General features: G+C 47.8%; 19 protein-coding genes, 1 tRNA gene and 2 riboswitches. Of the genes, 14 read left to right on the top strand and 6 right to left on the bottom strand.

Annotated elements, in window-relative coordinates:
* Positions 1 to 19: 19 nt before the first annotated feature.
* Positions 20 to 1,534 (top strand): amidophosphoribosyltransferase, encoded by a 1,515-nt coding sequence (gene purF, locus AC6R1A_RS13650; RefSeq protein ID WP_500626012.1) that lies wholly within the window; start codon positions 20 to 22, stop codon positions 1,532 to 1,534.
* Positions 1,535 to 2,041: 507 nt separating this feature from the next.
* On the opposite strand, the gene AC6R1A_RS13645 is transcribed toward purF, so the two are convergent.
* Positions 2,042 to 2,674, bottom strand: a complete 633-nt coding sequence (locus AC6R1A_RS13645) for a LysE family translocator (RefSeq protein WP_263837520.1) — start codon at positions 2,672 to 2,674, stop codon at positions 2,042 to 2,044.
* An 87-nt stretch (positions 2,675 to 2,761) separates the two neighbouring features.
* A riboswitch (Lysine riboswitch) is annotated at positions 2,762 to 2,958 on the bottom strand.
* 701 nt (positions 2,959 to 3,659) lie between these two features.
* Here AC6R1A_RS13645 and AC6R1A_RS13640 point away from each other — a divergent pair.
* Entirely contained in the window at positions 3,660 to 5,228 is a 1,569-nt protein-coding gene (locus tag AC6R1A_RS13640) for a polysaccharide lyase 6 family protein (RefSeq protein WP_500632927.1), read from the top strand.
* Between the two features lie 255 nt (positions 5,229 to 5,483).
* Here the strand turns inward: AC6R1A_RS13640 and AC6R1A_RS13635 are convergent.
* Positions 5,484 to 5,559: transfer RNA gene (locus AC6R1A_RS13635), tRNA-Asn, on the bottom strand.
* Between the two features lie 544 nt (positions 5,560 to 6,103).
* Between AC6R1A_RS13635 and uvrB the strand changes: the two genes are divergently transcribed.
* The 3 genes from uvrB to luxU all read left to right on the top strand — a co-directional run bounded on the left by uvrB (position 6,104) and on the right by luxU (position 10,109).
* Positions 6,104 to 8,134: an excinuclease ABC subunit UvrB gene (uvrB, locus tag AC6R1A_RS13630; protein ID WP_500646186.1), complete on the top strand. Its 2,031-nt coding sequence runs from the start codon at positions 6,104 to 6,106 to the stop codon at positions 8,132 to 8,134.
* A gap of 251 nt (positions 8,135 to 8,385) precedes the next feature.
* Positions 8,386 to 9,765: a quorum-sensing sigma-54 dependent transcriptional regulator LuxO gene (luxO, locus tag AC6R1A_RS13625; RefSeq protein WP_500632942.1), complete on the top strand. Its 1,380-nt coding sequence runs from the start codon at positions 8,386 to 8,388 to the stop codon at positions 9,763 to 9,765.
* Positions 9,765 to 10,109, top strand: coding sequence for a quorum-sensing phosphorelay protein LuxU (gene luxU, locus AC6R1A_RS13620; protein ID WP_500632941.1), 345 nt, complete (start codon positions 9,765 to 9,767; stop codon positions 10,107 to 10,109). Before luxO ends, luxU begins: the two co-directional genes overlap by 1 nt.
* Here the strand turns inward: luxU and yvcK are convergent.
* On the bottom strand, positions 10,095 to 10,982 hold the full coding sequence (yvcK, locus tag AC6R1A_RS13615; RefSeq protein WP_500632940.1) for a uridine diphosphate-N-acetylglucosamine-binding protein YvcK: 888 nt from the start codon (positions 10,980 to 10,982) through the stop codon (positions 10,095 to 10,097). The two genes, luxU and yvcK, sit on opposite strands and share 15 nt — an antisense overlap.
* Positions 10,983 to 11,152: 170 nt before the next feature.
* Positions 11,153 to 11,293: riboswitch (molybdenum cofactor riboswitch) on the top strand.
* Between yvcK and moaA the strand changes: the two genes are divergently transcribed.
* The 5 genes from moaA to moaE all read left to right on the top strand — a co-directional run bounded on the left by moaA (position 11,282) and on the right by moaE (position 14,065).
* A complete protein-coding gene (moaA, locus tag AC6R1A_RS13610; RefSeq protein ID WP_334552731.1) occupies positions 11,282 to 12,271 on the top strand; it encodes a GTP 3',8-cyclase MoaA in 990 nt (329 codons plus the stop codon). (Overlaps the previous riboswitch by 12 nt.)
* Positions 12,272 to 12,361: 90 nt before the next feature.
* Positions 12,362 to 12,874 (top strand): molybdenum cofactor biosynthesis protein B, encoded by a 513-nt coding sequence (gene moaB / locus AC6R1A_RS13605; protein WP_500632939.1) that lies wholly within the window; start codon positions 12,362 to 12,364, stop codon positions 12,872 to 12,874.
* 9 nt (positions 12,875 to 12,883) lie between these two features.
* Entirely contained in the window at positions 12,884 to 13,366 is a 483-nt protein-coding gene (gene moaC, locus AC6R1A_RS13600; protein ID WP_334552727.1) for a cyclic pyranopterin monophosphate synthase MoaC, read from the top strand.
* Positions 13,359 to 13,604 carry a molybdopterin synthase sulfur carrier subunit gene (moaD, locus tag AC6R1A_RS13595; RefSeq protein ID WP_334552725.1) on the top strand — a complete coding sequence of 82 codons (246 nt, stop codon included), beginning with the start codon at positions 13,359 to 13,361 and terminating at the stop codon, positions 13,602 to 13,604. The genes moaC and moaD overlap by 8 nt, the downstream gene beginning before the upstream one ends.
* Positions 13,605 to 13,606: 2 nt before the next feature.
* A complete protein-coding gene (gene moaE, locus AC6R1A_RS13590) occupies positions 13,607 to 14,065 on the top strand; it encodes a molybdopterin synthase catalytic subunit MoaE (RefSeq protein ID WP_500632938.1) in 459 nt (152 codons plus the stop codon).
* Between the two features lie 13 nt (positions 14,066 to 14,078).
* Here the strand turns inward: moaE and AC6R1A_RS13585 are convergent, their stop codons facing one another.
* Positions 14,079 to 14,339 carry a hypothetical protein gene (locus tag AC6R1A_RS13585; protein WP_500632937.1) on the bottom strand — a complete coding sequence of 87 codons (261 nt, stop codon included), beginning with the start codon at positions 14,337 to 14,339 and terminating at the stop codon, positions 14,079 to 14,081.
* 150 nt (positions 14,340 to 14,489) lie between these two features.
* Here AC6R1A_RS13585 and AC6R1A_RS13580 point away from each other — a divergent pair, with 150 nt between their 5' ends.
* Both AC6R1A_RS13580 and udp read left to right on the top strand, forming a co-directional pair.
* Entirely contained in the window at positions 14,490 to 14,906 is a 417-nt protein-coding gene (locus AC6R1A_RS13580; RefSeq protein WP_500632936.1) for a CBS domain-containing protein, read from the top strand.
* 300 nt (positions 14,907 to 15,206) lie between these two features.
* On the top strand, positions 15,207 to 15,965 hold the full coding sequence (gene udp / locus AC6R1A_RS13575; RefSeq protein ID WP_334552719.1) for a uridine phosphorylase: 759 nt from the start codon (positions 15,207 to 15,209) through the stop codon (positions 15,963 to 15,965).
* 146 nt (positions 15,966 to 16,111) lie between these two features.
* On the opposite strand, the gene AC6R1A_RS13570 is transcribed toward udp, so the two are convergent.
* Complete coding sequence (locus AC6R1A_RS13570) at positions 16,112 to 16,924, bottom strand: hypothetical protein (protein ID WP_500632935.1); 813 nt, start codon at positions 16,922 to 16,924, stop codon at positions 16,112 to 16,114.
* A 206-nt stretch (positions 16,925 to 17,130) separates the two neighbouring features.
* A complete protein-coding gene (metG, locus tag AC6R1A_RS13565; RefSeq protein WP_500632934.1) occupies positions 17,131 to 19,206 on the bottom strand; it encodes a methionine--tRNA ligase in 2,076 nt (691 codons plus the stop codon).
* Positions 19,207 to 19,428: 222 nt separating this feature from the next.
* Here metG and apbC point away from each other — a divergent pair, with 222 nt between their 5' ends.
* Both apbC and udk read left to right on the top strand, forming a co-directional pair.
* Complete coding sequence (apbC, locus tag AC6R1A_RS13560; protein WP_500632933.1) at positions 19,429 to 20,502, top strand: iron-sulfur cluster carrier protein ApbC; 1,074 nt, start codon at positions 19,429 to 19,431, stop codon at positions 20,500 to 20,502.
* Positions 20,503 to 20,700: 198 nt separating this feature from the next.
* Entirely contained in the window at positions 20,701 to 21,342 is a 642-nt protein-coding gene (gene udk / locus AC6R1A_RS13555; RefSeq protein WP_500632932.1) for a uridine kinase, read from the top strand.
* Positions 21,343 to 21,397: the final 55 nt, after the last annotated feature.

Raw genomic sequence — 21,397 nt, 5'->3', positions numbered from 1 at the left:
GAAAATCGAGGGTTAAGACATGTGTGGTATTGTTGGAATCGTGGGCACAACGCCTGTAAACCAGTCTATCTATGACGCATTGACGGTATTGCAGCATCGTGGCCAAGATGCCGCGGGTATTTGTACCATAGATAGCAATCGTTTTCGTCTTAGAAAGGCGAACGGTTTAGTAAAGGATGTGTTTGAAGCCAAACACATGCAAAGACTTCAAGGTACAGTGGGTATCGGCCATGTTCGCTACCCAACAGCAGGAAGCTCAAGCGCGTCTGAAGCGCAACCTTTCTACGTGAACTCACCATTTGGTATCACACTAGCTCACAACGGTAACCTCACAAACGCACACGAAATTCGCGAAAAGTTGTTCGAGAAAGATCGTCGTCACATCAACACCACCTCTGATTCAGAAGTGTTGCTTAACGTGTTGGCTCATGAGATTGATACTGTCAAAGGTAACGTTACCTCTGAAGATGTGTTCCGTGCTGTCACCAATGTGCATCGCGCGATTCGTGGTGCTTACGCGGTGACGGCTATGATCATCGGTCACGGCATGATTGCGTTCCGCGATCCTAACGGCATTCGCCCACTGTGTTTAGGTAAACGCGAGGTTGAAGGTCGCACCGAGTACATGGTTGCCTCTGAATCAGTAGCCCTAGATGCGGTCGGTTTTGACTTTATGCGCGATGTCGCGCCAGGTGAAGCAATCTATGCGACGTTTGATGGTCAACTGCATACTAAGCAGTGTGCGGACAACCCTCGACTCAACCCATGTATTTTCGAATTTGTTTACTTTGCACGTCCCGACTCCTTTATCGATAAGATTTCGGTTTACAGCGCACGTGTAGAGATGGGTAAGAAACTGGGCGACCGAATCCGTGACGAATTTGCTGATTTGGACATTGATGTGGTTATCCCGATTCCAGAGACCTCGTGTGACATCGCTCTACAAATCGCTCAAGCGATTGAAAAGCCTTACCGCCAAGGTTTTGTGAAAAACCGCTATGTTGGCCGCACGTTCATCATGCCGGGTCAGCAGCAGCGTAAGAAGTCAGTACGTCGTAAACTCAACGCGATTCGTTCAGAGTTTAAAGACAAGAATGTCTTGTTGGTTGATGATTCTATCGTACGTGGTACTACGTCAGAGCAGATCATCGAAATGGCCCGCGATTCAGGTGCGAAGAAAGTGTACATGGTCTCTGCTGCGCCAGAGATTCGCTTCCCGAACGTGTACGGCATTGACATGCCAAGCGCCAATGAGCTTATCGCCCATGGCCGAGACAACGAAGCGATCTGTAAGCAAATTGGTGCCGATGAGCTCATTTTCCAGACGTTGGAAGACCTTACGGACGCCGTTGGCCTAGGCAACACAGACATCTCTCAGTTCGAAACGTCGGTATTTAGCGGTGAATACGTAACCGGCGACATCAATCAGCAGTACTTAGACTTTCTTGAGTCTTTGCGCAGCGATGATGCAAAAACGCAACGAGAGATTCAGCAAGAGCTTGCTAACCTAGAGTTGCATAACGAAGGTGCGTAACCTCCACGCCCTCTACGTAAACGTATTTAATGGTCATCCAACGGATGACCATTTTTTATTGCGCCATCCGGCTGCTGTCAGATGACAATAACGTGCGATTACTTTTTGGGTTTAAAGCCGTAATTAGCTGAACACGCGTTATCTCATTTCTGCCCCAAACCGCCTTATTGCTATTACTCAGCAACGAGTTACGCTGCGGAGTTTGTGATACGTGAAGTTATGGCAGACACCAGAACAGCGCTGCACGGAATCTCCCATTTCCAATCAAAAACGATGCCCTTACCCAGAAAATATCACCTGAGTTGTTATGCAAATTCACAACCGGACAGAAGTTTATTGGAGTAGCATCCCATAGTGTTGCTTTCAGGAACTCCTTCGTACCCAAAAACGTAAAAGGCCACCGTTTGTAGCGGTGGCCTGTTTGCTCTGAACTAGAAGGAAACGCGCATCATGTAAATGTCTAATTCACTATTGCGGTACACGCTCATTCTCCTTGAGTAGATATTTTTAGTTTGTTGATACTGCTAACTTTACACCCAGACCAGCAAACATTGTTCCGACAGCACGATCTAACCAGATGCTGAGTTTTTTACTGCTTCTAACTCGTTCAGAAATCTTGTCTGCCGCAAGAACATATGCAGCTTCCACAACGATAGCAACCGCAATAACAAGTAACCCGAGATAGAACAACTGGAATGATACAGAGCCTGCGTCTTCACGAACAAACTGTGGTAGAAACGCCATAAAGAAAATAGCTACTTTAGGGTTTAGAATGTCGATTAGTACCCCTTGCTTAAATGCTTCAAATGCTGTTTCTTTGCTCTGATTTGAGCCATCGGCATTTAACTCAAATCCAGATGATCTAAATGACTGATAAGCAAGATATATCAGATAAGCCGCACCAACATACTTAACAATGCTAAATGCTAGTGCAGAAGAGACTAAAATAGCAGATAAGCCAATGGAAGCAGCAAACACATGGAAAAGCGCTCCGGTACATACACCAATAGCCGATGCTAAGCCTACCTTTTTTCCATTGCTAATTGTCTTCGTCAGGATGTACAGCAGATCAGGCCCCGGAGCGACATTTAGAGCAAAAGCGGTGGTTAGAAACAATAACCAAAAGTTAAAATCAGACATTCTTACCTCAATATATATTATGGAGGCTACTAGAACAGCGATGCAGGATGCAAAGCTTTGGGGGGACACATATAAACTGGCTCACCATCCATCTGTAGCGCTCCATAGAAAACGTGTTTTTGTCATCCTAACGAGTTTACTATGGCAGTGCTGTACCTATTCGATACAACCCCAGCACTACGGGGTGACGCCCGTGGCACTTCGGCATTGACTCCTTTCACTCAGGGTCAATGGTTGTCAACCTAAACTGAGCTACTGATAGGTAATGCGCCTCTACATTGCTGCACTGATTTTCGCCAATACAGCTTTGCAAATGAAGATAAACTATAAGGTAGAATGATTGCAAATATTTTTTGCGTCGCTTAAACCTCCCAACGGAGCTCTGGGAAAATCAATTCGGGCCGAACGAGATTCTGCATACTTTGCGGCGAATTCTGCATATAGAGAATCTAACAATGTAGATCGCAGGTGGAAGATTATGTCCAATTCCGCGCAGACAGACCATCGCTGACAACGGTGGTCTTTGACGTTTTGGGGTACGAAAAGTTATCCGTAATAACCTAAATTAGCAGTGTTCCAGCTAGCAGAAAGAATTACCAACTCATTCATGCTCTGTATCTTTCCCAAAATCTCGATCAATATTTCGTTATGGCAAGTGCACTAATATTACAAATTATCCTTAATTTGCAGGGTCTCTCATATGCTCTAGTTTGAAAATTCTACTAAGAGTTAAGGTAATCTCAGATAAAAGAATTTAAAAACAATAAGTTAAAATAAAATTTAAGAGAGCTATTGACCTGAACCAAGACCCTTTACAACCATTAAATAGCATGGTCTATTTGTATTATTAAATTGTTTGAACTTATCCACAGTTTAACAAAGCCGACGCGATTCAGACCACATTCCAAGGGCGAATCAGTTTTCTCGCCCTCTTGTGTGTTGCTAACCTTGCCTCATACTCAAATACCCTACGAAAGAGATACTAATGAAAAAGTCACCAATTGCATTTATTTTAGGTTCATTACTATTCGCAAGCGCGACAACGAGCCACGCAAGCACAGAACAAGTTACCCAACCGACAGCAGTTATGGTTGATCAAGGTGTTGCTGTTGCTTCTGCACAAGAGGTACTGGAGCTACGCGAGAGCATCAACAACGCGCAAGATGGCGATGTGATTAGCATCAAACCAGGTCGCTATGCCGATTTAGGTCGTGTGACGTTATCAGCGGACAACGTCAAGATTGTCGCTCAAGAGCCTGGAACTGCCATTTTTAACGGTTCAACTCAGTTCTTGATTAAGGGTGACAATAACCTAATTGAGAGCTTAGTCTTCACTGAAGGTGGCGCAACGCTAAGCACTGAAAGTCATGATGCAAACATCATGGGCGTGTTTGGTATCTTTGGTAAAAACAACACCTTAAATAACTCTGTTATCTACAAGTTCAACGACTACGAATACGTAGCGGATGAGAAAGGAAAATACCCTAACATCCGTTGGATCACGGTTGGCGGCGAAAATAACAAGATTACCAACAATACTTTTGAAGGTAAGTACAAGCGCGGCGCGATGCTTGTTGTGGCAACATCAGACAAGTTAGAGAAAACTCTGATCGAAGGTAACATCTTTAAAGACCTGACGGCTTTAGATATGGAGCTGATCGAAAACTCAAACCCGAAAATGGTGAGAACCAACCGCAACGACAGACAAGCGATCCGCGTGGGTGACAGCCACAACTCACTGTTTGATTCACAAAGTATTATCCGCAATAACTACTTCGACAATATCAGTGGTTATGTCGGTAAAAACGGCTCTGGCGAGATCGAGCTTATCTCAGTGAAGGCGAGCGGCATCACTTTTGATGGCAACACAATCAAAAACAGTACTTCGATGATTTCTTTGCGTCATGGCCATAATAATGTTGTGACAAACAACGTGATCTTACCGGGTAACACGGCTAACTCAGGCGGTATCCGTATCTATGATGAGAACCACATAATTGAAAACAACTATATCGAAGGTACATTAGGTAAAGGTACTTACCGTGGTGCTCTTGTGCTGAACACAGGCATCATCGATGTAGCGAATGGCGAAGTGCTAAGTAAAGATTCAACAGACGGTAAAACACTGCAAAAGCAGTGGACACCAAAAGACGTTGTTGTTAAGAACAACACGCTAGTAAACAATACACAAGGCATCTTTGCGAGTAATGCGATTCACCGTGTGAGCTTAACCAACGATGAACGTGTTGAAACAATCTTCCCAGCTGTTAATACGCTATTTGAAAACAACCTGTCTATCGCAACTGAAGATGGTACAAACGCATTCCGACAATTTGAAGGCGAAAAATTCCAGATGGTTGGTTCTAAGTTTGTGAACAATATCTTCTATGGTCAAATCGAAGGCTTAGACCAATTGCCTGAGGGTATTACTACAGACGCACCAGCAATGGAGCGTGACGAGCAAGGTCTATTGAAAGCGGTGGGTACAGTAGGTGCGTCTAACCTAACAGTACTAAATGAAGAAATGGTTGGTTCAACTATCGTTATCAACTAATCGATTTCCATAATTTAATTTGGTTCGTTCAGCCATCTATTCTCTGAACGGGCCGGCCATCCGGCTGTGACATATTCACCATTCACAAAGATCTGAACGTAAAAAAGCCCAACTTATTTTAAGCTGGGCTTTTTTGAATTTGGCTCCCCTGCGGGACTCGAACGGGCCGGCCATCCGGCTGTGACATATTCACTGTTCACAACGCTCTGAACGTAAAAAAGCCCAACTTATTTCTAAGCTGGGCTTTCTTGAATTTGGCTCCCCCTGCGGGACTCGAACCTGCGACATACGGATTAACAGTCCGCCGTTCTACCAACTGAACTAAGGGGGAATTGCTCTAAAGCGAGCGGAATATTAGCAGTACCAGAAAATCTGTCAAGTTTCATTCTGCGTAAAAACGCAAAAATTAATCATAAAAAAAGCTTTACTTTTCTGTAGCCCTTGCGGCATTTGGGCTCTATTTACTTATCCACCAAAATTGTGGATAAGTGTGTGTATGAGATCTGATCAAGTAATATTTCCGTCAAAATTAATGCCTTTACTCTAATTTGTAACGTGAAGAGTTTGGGTTACAACACCTTGTTCTATCAGATGATAATCGAGAAAATGCCTGAGAAACAGCGAGATCTTAGCCTGTGTATAACAAAAAGAGAATGTAACAAATTAGCTTGAAATGTGAGTAAGCTGTGGAGTAAAAGAGAGGAGTTTTAGGAGTAGATTTCCTTTAGGGGGAGGAATATTAACAGGAATGAATATCATGATCTAGAGTAAATTCTACAGATAAGAAAAATCGGTAATTTATTTTTCTCTCGCCTATTGAGTCTGTATATCTATACAGCCAAAATAGACGAAATTGTCTCACGGTGTACATGCGTATGAATAAAGTATTTGATCTGGTCTCAGACTATCAGCCATCAGGGGATCAGCCAACCGCGATCAAGCAGTTACTCGAGGGCCTTGATGCAGGGCTTGCCCATCAAACACTGCTCGGTGTTACGGGCTCTGGCAAGACGTTCACACTGGCTAATGTGATTGCTCAAGCACAAAGGCCAGCCATTCTACTTGCACCGAATAAAACACTGGCTGCGCAGCTGTACGGAGAGATGAAGTCGTTTTTCCCTAATAATGCTGTTGAGTATTTCGTCTCTTACTACGACTACTATCAGCCTGAAGCCTACGTACCCACCACCGACACCTTTATTGAAAAGGACGCCTCGGTTAACTCGCACATAGAGCAAATGCGCCTGTCGGCCACCAAAGCGCTACTTGAGCGTAAAGATGCCATCATCGTCGCGTCGGTGTCTGCGATCTATGGTTTGGGCGATCCTGAATCCTATTTGCAAATGATGTTGCACATCCGTCGCGGCGATGTGATGGACCAACGTGACATCCTACGTCGTTTGGCCGAATTGCAATACAGCCGCAACGACGTTGCGTTCGAGCGCGGCCAATTTCGAGTGCGTGGAGAGGTGATCGACATCTTCCCGGCTGAATCGGATCAAGATGCGGTACGGATTGAGATGTTTGATGATGAGATAGATTGCATCAGCGTGTTTGACCCGCTCACGGGTGTGGTGAAACAGCGAGACCTACCGCGATTTACCATTTATCCCAAAACGCACTACGTTACCCCTCGAGATCGTATTTTAGATGCGATAGAAAAAATCAAGGTAGAGTTGGAAGGGCGTAAGAAAACGTTGCTGGAAAACAACAAATTGCTTGAAGAGCAGAGGATCTCCCAGCGTACTCAGTTTGATATAGAGATGATGAACGAGCTGGGTTTTTGCTCGGGGATTGAAAACTACTCCCGCTACCTCAGTGGTCGAAATGAGGGAGAGCCGCCGCCGACCTTGTTTGACTATCTACCGCACGATGGCTTGTTGGTGATTGATGAATCGCACGTTACAGTTCCGCAAATCGGCGCGATGTTCAAAGGGGATCGCTCACGAAAAGAGACCTTAGTGGAGTTTGGTTTTCGTCTGCCTTCGGCGCTCGATAATCGTCCATTGAAGTTTGAAGAGTTTGAATCATTGGCACCGCAAACCATTTTTGTTTCAGCGACGCCAGGTAATTATGAGCTAGAGAAATCGGATGGGGAGATCGCCGATCAGGTCGTTAGGCCGACGGGTTTGCTTGACCCACAACTTGAAGTGCGCCCCGTGGCGACTCAGGTGGATGATTTACTGTCAGAAATTCGTATTCGAGCGGCGAAAGATGAACGTGTGTTAGTCACGACGCTGACCAAGCGAATGGCGGAGGATCTCACTGAGTACTTGAGCGAGCATGACGTTAAAGTGCGTTATTTACACTCAGACATCGATACGGTGGAGCGGGTCGAGATCATTCGCGATCTGAGACTTGGCGAGTTTGACGTCCTAGTGGGTATTAACCTTTTGCGAGAAGGGCTCGATATGCCGGAGGTCTCTCTCGTAGCGATTTTAGACGCCGATAAAGAAGGCTTCTTGCGTTCAGAGCGTTCCTTGATTCAGACCATAGGCCGCGCGGCGCGAAACATTGAGGGTCGAGCGATTCTGTACGCGGACACCATCACCAAGTCGATGAAGAAAGCGATGGACGAAACGAATCGACGTCGCGAGAAACAGCAAGCTTACAACGAGAAAATGGGCATAGAGCCACAAGCATTAAAACGTAATATCAAAGATATTATGGAGCTAGGTGATATCACGAAGTCGAAGCGTCAGAAGAATCAAAACGCCGTGCCTTTGTCCAAAGTCGCCGAGTTGTCTCAATCCTATGGCAATATGAGCCCACAAGAGTTAGAGAAAGCGATCAGTCAGCTCGAAGCGCAAATGTATCGTCATGCGCAAGAGTTGGAATTTGAGCTTGCTGCTGAGAAGCGTGACCAAATTGACAAGCTGAGGCAGCAATTTATTGCCAACAGCTAATCCCAGATCACAAGACAAAAAAAAGCCAACAGAAATCAGTTCTATTGGCTATTCTTGTGAATACTTTGTTCACTAACAACGTCAGTTGGCTAGGTGACCCATGAGGGTCACAGTATTTATTGCATCTAGCGTGCCAACTTTTAAAGCGTGATTTTCATTCAATTACGTGCTTTTTAGGTGATAAATTTGCAAAATGCAATGCGCAATGCAATCATTTAGTCGAATGCAAAATAAAAATAGACGGCTAGGCAATGAATACTCAAAAATCCAAATACCTACTCATGGTAGAAGATACGGCGTCCGTTGCGGCGCTCTATCGCTCGTATCTCACGCCGCTGGGGATAGACATCAATATCGTCGGCACTGGGCGTGATGCGATTGAGAGCCTCAATTTTCGCACACCGGATCTCATCCTACTCGACTTAAGACTTCCCGATATGACGGGGATGGACGTATTAACCGCGGTGAAAGCGAAAGTTCCGGATGTCCCTGTTATCTTTATGACTGCCCACGGCTCGATTGATAGCGCGGTAGAAGCGATGCGTCTTGGCGCGCAAGACTTTATGATTAAGCCGTGTGAAGCTGATCGCCTGCGCGTAACCGTGAACAACGCGATTCGTAAAGCCACTAAGTTGAAAAACGAAGCCGATAACCCGGGAAATCAGAGTTATCAAGGGTTCATCGGCAGTAGCCAAACCATGCAAGCTGTCTATCGCACCATAGACTCTGCCGCAACCAGTAAAGCGAGTATTTTTATCACTGGTGAGAGTGGCACAGGTAAAGAAGTGTGCGCCGAGGCTATTCATGCCACCAGTAAACGTGGCGATAAGCCCTTTATTGCGATCAACTGTGCGGCGATTCCTAAGGATTTGATTGAGAGTGAGCTGTTTGGCCACGTGAAAGGGGCGTTTACGGGCGCATCAACCGACAGGCAGGGCGCCGCAGAGCTGGCCGATGGAGGAACACTCTTTTTGGACGAGCTGTGCGAGATGGATCTAGACTTGCAAACCAAATTGCTGCGTTTTATCCAGACCGGTACTTTCCAGAAAGTCGGGTCGTCTAAAATGAAAAGCGTGGACGTGCGTTTTGTGTGTGCAACTAACCGCGACCCTTGGAAAGAAGTGGAAGAGGGGCGTTTTCGGGAAGATTTGTACTATCGCCTGTATGTGATCCCATTGCATCTCCCGCCACTGCGTGAGCGTGGCGAAGATATTATAGAGATTGCCTACTCGCTGCTGGGTTTCATGTCCAATGAAGAAGGGAAAGACTTTGTTCGTCTGGCACCGGATGTGGTCGAACGTTTTAAACGTTATGAGTGGCCGGGCAATGTGCGTCAGCTGCAAAACGTGTTACGGAACGTCGTTGTGCTTAATAATGGCCGCGAGATCACCTTAGACATGTTGCCGCCGCCGCTAAACCAACCGGCGACCAATGAAATCCGAGTCTCTTTACCGCAACCGGAGACGATTTCAGTGCATGAGATTTTTCCGTTATGGTTGACTGAGAAAAACGCCATTGAGCAGGCGATCGCCGCATGTGATGGCAATATCCCGAAAGCCGCAGGGTATTTGGATGTCAGCCCGTCAACGCTCTATCGAAAATTACAAGCGTGGAACGCTAAGGAAAGCTAATGGAACCTGTTTTGAATCAGGCTAAAGTCGATAAGTTGGCCGATGAAATCGGCCAAGAGAACGTCCCCGTGCTATTAGACATCTTTTTAGGGGAACTGAGCAGTTACATTGAGCATCTCTCCGATGACGGTGCAACGGACGTGTTAGAGTACCTTAAAGAGATCAGCCACGCGTTGAAAAGTAGCGCCGCCAGTTTTGGCGCCGATGCCCTGTGTCATCTCTCTACGCAAATAGATACCAAAGCCAAAACCGGGGCGGAGTTGGACGTAGAGCAATCAAAGCATGCCATGATTACTCTGTTGCACGAGACCAAGCAAAGTTACCACTCGTTATTGGTCAACTAAATGTTCAATGGCGCGCTGCAATTTCACTCGGTCGTGACGCCAGTCGCGATTGGGTGAGGCAAGGGGCGTCGTCACACAGTTCCACTCGCTGAGCTCAGGGTGAGGCGTATCACCGAGCACCACATCAATCCTACGCCCTTGGCATGCGCGTTCACACCATTCGAGCTTTTCCTTTAAGGACATTTTCCCCGCAGGACCATGCTCCTTGGATAAGTTTTCGACGAAAATCAGTGTCGCTTTGCGATTGAGCGCGATGGCTTTGCTTAATTCAGGCAGCAGCAGCGGGGGCATAATGCTGGTCAGAAAACTGCCAGGGCCAAGTACGATTGCATCTGCCTGTTCAATAGCGAGGACGCCCTCTTTCGTCGCCGGTACCTCTGGCTCTAAGTCTAAACGAATCAACTTATCTGGCATTTCATCGACACTGGTTTCACCGGTGACCCAGCGTCCGTTAGGTGCAAGGGCTTTCAAGTCAGAAGGGTGCTCTGACATGGGGATGATATTGACATCCACTTTAAGCATATTGCGAATGAGATTGGTCGCCTCCAGTGGGCGTACGGACAGGTTATCCAGTGCCGTGAGCATAAGATTGCCAAGGTTATGACCATCGAGCTCTCCCGCGCCTTTGAAGCGATATTCGAACATCATTGAGCTGATGGAGGGTTCGGTGATCAATTGGTTGATACAGTTACGAGTGTCGCCCCAGGCAATGCCGCCTTGGCAGTGGCGAATGCGCCCAGTTGAGCCACCGTTATCTGTCGTCGCCACGATCCCCGTGGCGTTACTACCGAAATCTTTTAGAGCCGCCAACATGCGCCCTAGACCGTGACCGCCGCCAACTGCGACCACTTTTTTTGTATTGTATAACGTCATGTGTGTGTCATTGTAATTATCACTATGGACTACAATGTAGAGTAATCGAGGCGCCGCAAGTACTCAATAGTGGGTATTTTGGGCGCGAGATTCGGTTTTTTTACGCCAAAGGTAGAAAGGCCCACAAATTTTAAGTATTTTATCGCTTAGCTGCTGGTTCAAAACGGAACCGGTTGCCATAACTCCGAGCTTATCGGGCTAAGTTTTCAACAAGAGAATAAGCGCGCTAAGCCAGTGACATAAGGTCACAAGGGCTTGATTGGAAATGGTCATGCCTCCCGTGTTTGGAAAGGTGTTTCGTGGCGCAACAATTCGAAGATAGTTTTCAACGCAAGTTTTACTACTTGCGTCTCTCTGTTACAGATGTCTGTAACTTCAAATGTACCTACTGCTTGCCTGATGGTTATCAACCTGCGGGGCGTCGTAGCTCGTCTTTTTTATCGATAGAAGAGATCCAACGGGTCGTCAATGCGTTCGCTGAGTGCGGCACTAACAAGGTGCGCATCACAGGCGGAGAGCCCAGCTTACGTAAAGACTTCACGGATATCATTCATACCGTCTCAAGTACGCCGGGCATCAAGAAAGTCGCCACTACGACCAATGGCTACCGGATGGAGAAGCAGGTTGAACAGTGGAAGCAAGCTGGGTTGACTCACATTAACGTTAGCGTCGATAGCCTTGACTCGCGCATGTTCCACCAGATCACCGGTGAGAACAAATTTACCCAAGTCATGGCGGGCATTGATAAAGCGTTTGAAGTGGGGTATTCGCAGGTCAAAGTGAACGTCGTGTTGATGAAAGATCTCAATGCGCAAGAACTGCCGGCGTTTCTCGCTTGGATAAAAGACCGGCCAATCCAGTTACGTTTCATTGAACTGATGCAAACGGGTGAGATGGACGAGCTGTTTCAACGACATCATGTCTCCGGTGTGGCGATTCGCAATCAGCTTATTGCCAACGGCTGGCTGCTCAAGGCTCGAGCCAGTAACGATGGCCCGGCTCAGGTGTTTATTCACCCAGATTACCAAGGTGAAATTGGTTTGATCATGCCTTACGAGAAGGATTTTTGCCAAAGTTGCAATCGTCTACGAGTCTCGGCAATTGGTAAATTGCACTTATGTCTGTTTGGCGAAGAGGGGGTGGATCTGCGAGATTTGCTCCAAAGTGATGGCCAACAAGCGGCGCTGACGTCGCGTATTCAGCAAGCACTTCAAACCAAATCCGTCAGTCACTTTCTTCATGATGGCAACTCAGGTGCTACACCTCATTTAGCCTCTATCGGTGGATAGTCACGTCAGAATGACGAAAGCGAAATTGTGATCACGGGGGGACACTCGTGATGGAAAAAAAACAACGTAAATTATGTGAAAGGTGAACAAATGGGTCACGCAGAAAGCAAATTTCAACCGGCGACAATCGCGGTGTTAACCGTGTCGGATACCCGTAACGAAGAAAACGATACCTCGGGACGCTACTTGGTCGAGCAAGCTCAAGAGGCAGGACACCAAGTGGTTGATAAGCAAATTGTGATTGATGACATGTATAGGATTCGTGCCATCGTCTCTCAGTGGATTGCGGATGAGTCAATCCAAGCGGTGATGATCACCGGCGGTACGGGGTTTACTTCTCGCGATAGTACGCCTGAAGCACTGAAGCCTTTATTTGACAAAGAAGTGGAAGGGTTTGGCGAGCTATTTCGCATGGTCTCTTTTGAAGAAATCGGCACTTCAACGATTCAGTCTCGCGCCATTGCTGGCTTTGCCAATCACACCGTGATTTTTGCCATGCCGGGTTCGACAGGGGCGTGTCGCACAGGCTGGACTAAGATCATCAAGCAGCAGTTGGATGCCAGCCATCGTCCTTGTAACTTTATGCCTCACTTATCGGTATAAGGGGATCGCATGAGTGAACTGACTCACATCAATGCTTCGGGTGAAGCGAATATGGTCGATGTGTCGAGCAAAGCAGACACAGTGCGCGAGGCGCGCGCTGAAGCTTTTGTTCACATGGCGCCAGAGACGCTGCAACTGATTCTCTCTGGAGAACATCACAAAGGTGACGTGTTTGCCACCGCTCGTATTGCCGGTATTCAAGCCGCGAAAAAAACCTGGGACTTGATTCCGTTATGCCACCCGCTGCTCCTGTCCAAAGTGGAAGTACAGTTGGAAGCGCTGACCGAAAAGAGTCAGGTGCGCATCGAGTCGGTGTGCAAGCTCGCCGGCAAAACCGGTGTGGAGATGGAAGCATTGACCGCGGCTTCAGTGGCGGCGCTGACCATCTACGACATGTGTAAAGCGGTGCAAAAAGACATAGTGATCGGTTCGGTGCGGCTTTTGGAGAAAACGGGCGGAAAATCCGGGCATTTCAAGGTGGATTATGATTAACGTATTGTTTTTTGCGCAAACGCGCGAGTTGGTTGGCGTTGATACATTAACGCTCCCTGACCAATTTGACACCGTAGAGTCATTGCGTGCGCATCTTGCGCAGCAAGAGGGCAAATGGTCTCTCGCACTCGAAGCGGGTAAACTGCTCGCAGCGGTGAATCAAGCAATTGTGCCGCTTACCCATCCGCTGAAAGATGGCGATGAAGTGGCCTTTTTCCCGCCAGTAACAGGGGGCTAACGATGACGGTGCGTATCTCTGTTCAAGCGGATGATTTTGATGTCGGTGAGGAGTATGGTCAGTTGGCGCAAGACGCCAGTATTGGCGCAGTGGTGACCTTTGTCGGCAAGGTTAGGGACATGAACTTGGGCGACCAAGTGACCGGTCTTACCCTTGAACATTACCCAGGAATGACGGAGTCATCGCTGCAAAAGATTTGCGACAGCGCATTGGCGCGTTGGCCGCTGGATTGTGTGCGTGTGATCCATCGTATTGGCGATCTTGATATTGGCGATCAAATTGTGTTTGTCGGTGTAACGAGTGCGCATCGCAAAGCCGCGTTTGAAGCGTGCGAATTTGTGATGGACTACCTCAAGACACAAGCGCCGTTTTGGAAAAAAGAGCGCACGACAACCGATACGCGTTGGGTGGAATCGCGTGAGTCCGATGCGCAAGCCGCACAGCGCTGGCAACAACCTTAGTTGATGCCTTGCTCTACCACTGATTGATTTGATGAATCGTACCCCGGCGCTGTTTTTTGGCAAAGAACAGCGCTTTGTCAGCTGGAAGTACTTGGTACTGGTCCAGCCCGGCAATGACTCTTGGTTCATGGTGACGCGTCGTATCGCGTCCACCCCACGCCTCCACATAGACGCCCGTTTTGCTGATTAAAAAGGTCGGCTCAGGCAAAGAGGCAAACACTGTATGCATCAACGCGGGGGTCACTTTCATCAATTCAGTCAACGTTGAGTTCACGGGCTCATGCCTCTCCATCGCTATCACTAATTACAGTTTAGTCATTAAGTTGAGGGTCGGTGGAAAAATGCGCAGCGCCATTTGTGAAATCAAGAAATTAGACGACAATATATAGTATGACCCGCCCAGAGCACGGACAAGGAGACGCAGATGGAATCATTAAAGGTCAGAGACTATATGACGTTACAAGCGGTGACATTTACCCCCAATATGTCGTTGAGTGCGGCGCTTGAAAAGGTGATGAACTCAAATTATCTCGGTGGGCCCGTGATTGACGAGAGCAAAAAAGTGATTGGTTTTCTCTCGGGCCAAGACCTGTTGGATAAACTCATCAAGGTGAGTTACTACTGCCAAGATACCCATATCGTATCGGACTGTATGAGCAAGGAGGTACTTTCAGTGACTCCTGATACCTCTATTATCGAGTTGGCGGATATGATGAAGGTCGGTAAGCCTAAGGTCTACCCTGTCATTGATAATGGTCGATTGGTTGGGATCATCACGAGAAGAGATGTGTTACGCGCGATCGGTAAAACCATCAACGATTGCTTTAAGCATCCGGTTTAATCAACGTCTCGCCGTTTATTTCGCTCTCGGAGGCATCGCTGTTGACCTCGGGGTGATGGCCGTAGCGATGAGAAAACGTGAGATCAAACGGCGGTTTTATGTGCAAAATTGACGATATTGCGCATTAAAGTGTGATGCAAAACGGTTTATTGTGAAATTGAATGTTTTGTTGCTTTGTTATGTGTGATCTAAATCACTCTATATTGCTGCTGACTTGGTTAGAGTAGCCGGGTACCCAAACAAATGTAAGAACAGGCCGCCACCCATTCGATGAGCCTGTCACTATAAGGAGCCTCCCCTATGTCTCAAGCTGTTTTCCACCTTGGTGTTACGAAAGATGATCTTGCTGGTGCGACACTCGCGATCATCCCTGGCGATCCTGCACGTGTGCAAAAAATTGCTGAAGAGATGGATAATCCGGTGTTTCTCGCCAGTCACCGTGAATACACGCTGTACCGCGCTGAATTAGAGGGCAAGCCTGTTGTTGTGTGTTCAACCGGTATTGGTGGCCCATCGACTTCTATTGCGGTTGAAGAGTTAGCGCAGTGTGGTGTGCGTACCTTCCTACGTGTTGGTACCACTGGTGCAATCCAACCGCATGTGAATGTTGGCGATATGATTGTTTCAACCGGCTCTGTGCGTCTCGATGGTGCCAGTCTGCATTTCGCGCCTATGGAGTTCCCAGCGGTGGCTGATTTTGATGTGGCAACAGCGATGAAGGCGGCGGTAGAAGAGACAGGTGCAACGGTTCACATGGGTGTCACGGCTTCCAGTGATACCTTCTACCCTGGTCAAGAGCGTTACGATACCTTCTCCGGTCGCGTGGTGAAACGTTTCCAAGGCTCGATGAAAGAGTGGCAAGATATGGGCGTACTGAACTTCGAGATGGAGTCAGCGACCTTATTGACGATGTGTGCAAGCTCAGGCCTAAAAGCAGGTTGTGTGGCGGGTGTCATCATCAACCGAACTCAAAAAGAGATCCCTGATCACTCTACGCTAAAAGAAACCGAAGCACGCTCGATTAAAGTTGTCGTCGAAGCGGCGCGCAAAATGCTCTAAGTAAAAATGATCTAAATATCAGAGTCTTTAGCGCATATTCGCGTTGAGCAAGCAATGATGAAAACGGCCAGGTCTTATCACCTGGCCGTTTTATTTACAATAGATTGGCAACCATAGATTTTGCTAAAACGTGTATCGTTAGCCGTTCACGCTATCGCTACTCGAGGAAGTGGCAGATAGAGTGTTTCCGTCATGTCCGATAACACTTGGTCATAGACTTGCGAGATGACCGCAGACACGTCACTGGTCAGTTCATACAAGGCTTCTTCTGTCCAATCTAGCTCTTCGCTGATGGCGATTTCAGTCAGATCACGCATCGCGGCACTGCTGGCTGGCGAGGCAACACTCAATGGACTGATGATCGACAGTTGGTTAAGTTTACGACGCGTTTTGTCACAATAGTATTTAACGCGCAAGCGACCATCAATAGTATCGATTTCTGGAATGCACAAACGCAGTTGAGTCAGCACTTCCATACTGTCGAGGATTTGTTGCCAGTTCATGTGGTACTCATCACTGAGATCTTCACGCTCAGACTCAATCAACCATGCAATCGCGACTTCATCCATCAAGAACATGCAGTGACGAATGGTTTTACCGTGGATGACTTGGTTGCGAATCACGGTTCTGTCTTGCCACTCTTTATGCATGCCTTTGAGTTTCAATTGGAAAATTCGGTACATGGGTTTGTTGTCAAAGGGCGCGTTGGCCACCAAGCCATTGGTGATATCGACCATTTGATCGTAGAGCGCTTCAATCTCTTCCAGCTCACTATCCGTCACCTCCTTGGTTAACGCTATGTGGGTCGCGCTACGATGTTTGCGGCTAAGCAACATCACCTGTCGCAGCAAGACCAGTGTTTCAAACTTGCGCTCTAAAGTGCTTTGACGCTTTTTAGAGAAGTAAAGCATGACAGCCAATACGGCTATCGATAGAACCACTGAAATCAACACAAACATAACGTACTCCTTGTACTCGCCTACTACTAAGTGGGTAGAGCAGGAACCGTGCCAACTTATAAGTTGTTTAAATACAGTGGGTTACATTCTGTAGGGCGAAGGGGTTGAACGGTTTTGGTGCAAAGTAAGCCCTAATATTGTGATTGAGGGCACAAAAAATCCCCGCGGACGGTGTCACGCGGGGATGAGTGATACGAGCCTGGTGATTACATCACGCGCATACCTGGCTGTGCGCCTTCATGAGGCTCAAGAATCCATAGCTCGCTGCCACCAGGGCCTGCTGCTAGGATCATGCCTTCCGACATACCAAATTTCATCTTACGCGGCTTAAGGTTCGCAACCATCACGGTGAGTTTGCCTTCAAGCTCTTCGGGTTTGTAAGCAGACTTAATACCAGAGAAGACTTGACGAGTTTCACCGCCGATATCGAGCTGGAACTTAAGCAGCTTGTTGGCTTTTGGCACTTCTTCGCAAGAGATGATACGAGCGATACGCATGTCCACGGCGGCGAATGCATCAAATTCAATCTCATCGGCGATAGGATCTTTATCCAGCTCAGTTTGGCTCGCTTGGTGCTTCGCCGCTTCTGCTGCTTCCTTCGCTGCCACTTCGGCTGCCGCATCTTCTTTAGACGCTTCCACCATCGCTTCCACTTTCTTCGGATCAATGCGATTGAACAGCGCTTTGAACTTAGTGATTTCGTGATCGGTCAGCGGTGACGCGACCCCTTCCCACGTCAGCTCTTCGTTTAGGAAGGCTTCAGTGCGTGCAGCGAGCGCAGGCATCACAGGTTTTAGGTACGTCATCAATACGCGGAATAGGTTGATACCCACAGAGCAGATGTCTTGCAGCTCTTGGTCTTTACCTTCTTCTTTCGCAATCACCCACGGCGCTTTCTCATCGACGTATTGGTTTGCTTTGTCAGCAAGGGCCGTGATTTCGCGGATTGCGCGACCAAATTCACGGCTCTCATAAAGCTCTGCGATGCGAGAAGCCGCTGTTGCGAACTCGTTGTATAGTTCTGGCTCTGCAAACTGTGCTGAAAGCTTGCCGTCAAAGCGCTTGCTGATGAAGCCTGCGTTACGTGATGCTAGGTTAACAATCTTGTTCACGACGTCAGCGTTCACGCGCTGAGTGAAGTCTTCAAGGTTGAGGTCGAGGTCATCGATGCGGCTGTTGAGCTTCGCCGCGTAGTAGTAACGTAGACACTCTGGATCTAGGTGATCTAGGTAAGTAGCTGCTTTGATGAAGGTCCCTTTAGACTTAGACATCTTCGCGCCGTTAACCGTTACATAGCCGTGGACGAATACGTTGTCTGGCTTGCGGAAACCGCTGCCTTCAAGCATCGCTGGCCAAAACAGAGAGTGGAAGTAAACAATGTCTTTACCGATAAAGTGGTAAAGCTCTGTTGTGCTGTCTTTTTTCCAGTACTCGTCGAAGTCGAGATCATCACGCTTGTCACACAGGTTTTTGAACGAGCCCATGTAGCCAATTGGCGCATCTAGCCAAACATAAAAGAACTTGTCCTTTTCACCTGGGATCTCGAAGCCAAAGTAAGGGGCATCGCGTGAGATATCCCACTGTTGCAGGCCTGACTCAAACCACTCTTGCATCTTGTTGGCGGTTTCAGCTTGAAGAGAACCAGAACGTGTCCACTCTTTCAGCATGCTTTCGAACTGAGGCAAGTCGAAGAAGAAGTGCTCAGAATCTTTCATGATGGGCGTCGCGCCAGAGACCGCTGATTTAGGATCAATCAGTTCCGTTGGGCTGTAGGTTTCACCACAGTTGTCACAGTTATCACCGTACTGGTCTTCGGATTTACACTTCGGACAGGTCCCTTTTACGAAACGGTCCGGAAGGAACATCTCTTTCTCAGGGTCAAACAGTTGAGAAATGGTACGGCTAGAAATAAAGCCGTTTTTCTTTAGCTCTAAGTAGATGTGTGACGCTAGCTCACGGTTCTCTTCTGAGTGTGTGCTGTGGTAGTTATCAAAGCTAATATCGAAGCCAGCGAAGTCTTTTTGGTGCTCTTCACTTACGGTAGCGATCATCTCTTCTGGTGTCATCCCCATCTGTTGTGCTTTTAGCATGATTGGCGTGCCGTGAGCATCGTCAGCACAGATGAAGTTTACAGTGTTGCCACGTAGGCGTTGGTAGCGTACCCAGATATCGGCTTGAATGTGCTCAAGCATGTGACCTAGGTGAATCGAACCGTTAGCGTACGGAAGGGCACAAGTTACCAGCAGTTTCCTTGGATCAAGGGTTCTTGGATCGTTTGCCATACTTAATATTCGCTTCTTAAGGTGTAGGAAAAAATAGACGGTAATACTACCTTATCCCACCAGTGACTCCAAGGTATCTAGTTGCTCAAACACCCAGTTTTTTCAGGGTTCTGTCAGGACCTCGGGAGTGATAGCATGTGCGGTGCTATCCTTCTGTACAAAGAGCGTGTGTTTTCTGCGCGCCCTCTGCCAGTTCAGTGGGTCTTATAACAAGGAGCATTCATGCAGCAGTTTACTTCTAAGCAAGCGCTATGCGACTGGCTTAATCAGTTTCAACATCCACAGCTTGTGGCCGATTGGGCCTCAACGCCACATCTCGTTCATGTCGCCGCCGACCAATGTCAGATTCGACTGCCGTTTTCTTCGCGCTCTTTGCCTAGTGAACTCACTACTTGGATTGAAGGTCAGATAGAGCGCGGTCAAATCCAGCGTTTCCCGTATTCTATCCAAATCGATGTGAAACCGCTCAGCACTCATGTGAGCGCGGAAGTGAAAGGCGTGAAAAATATCCTTGCCGTAACCTCAGCCAAAGGCGGTGTGGGAAAATCAACAACGTCGGTCAACTTGGCGTTGGCGCTGGCCGCAACAGGTGCCAACGTCGGTTTGTTGGATGCGGATATTTATGGGCCATCGGTGCCGATGATGATTGGTCAGCAAGACGCTAAGCCACAAGTGAGAGACAACAAATGGATGCAACCTATCAAGGCGCACGGCATCGTGACGCAATCTATCGGTTATCTGGTCTCCAAAGACGAAGCCGCGATTTGGCGTGGGCCGATGGCCTCTAAGGCGTTAGCTCAGCTGTTGAATGAGACCGAATGGCCAGATTTGGACTATTTAGTGGTCGATATGCCGCCGGGTACGGGGGATATTCAACTGACGCTGGCGCAGCAAATCCCCGTCACCAGTGCTTTGATTGTCACCACACCGCAAGATTTGGCGCTCGCCGATGCACGTAAAGGCGCGGCGATGTTCAATAAAGTAGAGGTGCCAGTTGTCGGCTTGGTCGAGAACATGAGTTACCATATCTGTTCTCATTGCGGTGAGCGTGAGCACATCTTTGGCGCAGGCGGCGCAGAGAAAATGGCGCAAGAATATGGGTTGGATCTGCTCGCTCAAGTGCCGCTGCATATTGCGATGCGTGAAGACATCGATCAAGGCGTGCCTACGGTGGCGGCAAGGCCAGACTCAGAGCACAGTCAAATCTACCTTACCCTTGCCGAAGCGATCACTGCGCGCATGTATTGGCAAGGTGAAGAGCGCCCTGCGGCAATCCAATTCACCATGGTCGAGTAACCCTCACTCGGTGTAATCGATTGCTTGCGTTTTTCTCCATTCAAATGCGGTTTTGTTGCGAAGTGTGACTAGCAACAAACCGCGCTTCTCCCTATAATCAGGCGGTTTAGCCAATTTACACTGATATGCATGCGTCTATTTGCACACTTGCTAATATTAGTGAATATGACACCAATTCAAACATCGAGTGCAAGAATAATGTCTGAGAATAATCAATGTGTGATCGTCGGTATTGCTGGCGCGTCTGCTTCTGGGAAAAGTTTAATCGCAAGTACGATTTACCGTGAGTTGCGTGAGAAGGTGGGCGATCATCAAATTGGTGTGATTACGGAAGATAGCTACTACAACGATCAAAGCCACCTTAGCATGGAAGAGCGTGTAAAAACCAATTATGACCACCCAAGTGCGCTAGATCATGACTTGCTTTGTGACCATCTAGGACAGTTGATCCGCGGTGAAGCGGTGGAAGTCCCTGAGTACAGTTACACTGAGCATACCCGCTTAGATAAAACCACCACGTTAACCCCAAAGAAAGTCATCATCCTTGAAGGCATTCTGCTCCTGACTGACCCGCGTCTGCGCGATTTGATGCATGCGACGGTCTTTATGGACACGCCGCTTGATATCTGTTTGCTGCGCCGCGTGAAGCGTGATGTGGAAGAGCGTGGTCGTACGATGGATTCCGTTTTGAAGCAATATCAGAAAACGGTTCGCCCGATGTTTATGCAGTTCATTGAACCTTCTAAACAATATGCGGACATCATTGTGCCTCGTGGCGGTAAAAACCGTATCGCCATTGATGTGTTAAAAGCGCACATTGCAAAACTTTTGAAAGCATAATCCCAGCGGGGTTTATTTTTTTAGTGAGAAGTGGCACTTTAAGTGCCACTTTCTT

The organism is Vibrio sp. R10-SG3-ISO3 (genome assembly GCF_059834225.1).
This window is presented reverse-complemented; position numbering and strand designations above follow the sequence as displayed.

What these genes read in the sequence shown, in the direction of transcription:
- AC6R1A_RS13640 (WP_500632927.1), top strand. Translation starts at nt 3,660, where the DNA reads ATGAAAAAGTCACCAATTGCATTTATTTTAGGTTCATTACTATTCGCA.
- moaB (WP_500632939.1), top strand. Translation starts at nt 12,362, where the DNA reads ATGGGTCACGCAGAAAGCAAATTTCAACCGGCGACAATCGCGGTGTTA.
- apbC (WP_500632933.1), top strand. Translation starts at nt 19,429, where the DNA reads ATGCAGCAGTTTACTTCTAAGCAAGCGCTATGCGACTGGCTTAATCAG.
- purF (WP_500626012.1), top strand. Translation starts at nt 20, where the DNA reads ATGTGTGGTATTGTTGGAATCGTGGGCACAACGCCTGTAAACCAGTCT.
- luxU (WP_500632941.1), top strand. Translation starts at nt 9,765, where the DNA reads ATGGAACCTGTTTTGAATCAGGCTAAAGTCGATAAGTTGGCCGATGAA.
- moaC (WP_334552727.1), top strand. Translation starts at nt 12,884, where the DNA reads ATGAGTGAACTGACTCACATCAATGCTTCGGGTGAAGCGAATATGGTC.
- moaE (WP_500632938.1), top strand. Translation starts at nt 13,607, where the DNA reads ATGACGGTGCGTATCTCTGTTCAAGCGGATGATTTTGATGTCGGTGAG.
- uvrB (WP_500646186.1), top strand. Translation starts at nt 6,104, where the DNA reads ATGAATAAAGTATTTGATCTGGTCTCAGACTATCAGCCATCAGGGGAT.
- moaD (WP_334552725.1), top strand. Translation starts at nt 13,359, where the DNA reads ATGATTAACGTATTGTTTTTTGCGCAAACGCGCGAGTTGGTTGGCGTT.
- udp (WP_334552719.1), top strand. Translation starts at nt 15,207, where the DNA reads ATGTCTCAAGCTGTTTTCCACCTTGGTGTTACGAAAGATGATCTTGCT.
- metG (WP_500632934.1), bottom strand. Translation starts at nt 19,206, where the DNA reads ATGGCAAACGATCCAAGAACCCTTGATCCAAGGAAACTGCTGGTAACT.
- udk (WP_500632932.1), top strand. Translation starts at nt 20,701, where the DNA reads ATGTCTGAGAATAATCAATGTGTGATCGTCGGTATTGCTGGCGCGTCT.
- yvcK (WP_500632940.1), bottom strand. Translation starts at nt 10,982, where the DNA reads ATGACGTTATACAATACAAAAAAAGTGGTCGCAGTTGGCGGCGGTCAC.
- AC6R1A_RS13645 (WP_263837520.1), bottom strand. Translation starts at nt 2,674, where the DNA reads ATGTCTGATTTTAACTTTTGGTTATTGTTTCTAACCACCGCTTTTGCT.
- AC6R1A_RS13570 (WP_500632935.1), bottom strand. Translation starts at nt 16,924, where the DNA reads ATGTTTGTGTTGATTTCAGTGGTTCTATCGATAGCCGTATTGGCTGTC.
- AC6R1A_RS13580 (WP_500632936.1), top strand. Translation starts at nt 14,490, where the DNA reads ATGGAATCATTAAAGGTCAGAGACTATATGACGTTACAAGCGGTGACA.
- luxO (WP_500632942.1), top strand. Translation starts at nt 8,386, where the DNA reads ATGAATACTCAAAAATCCAAATACCTACTCATGGTAGAAGATACGGCG.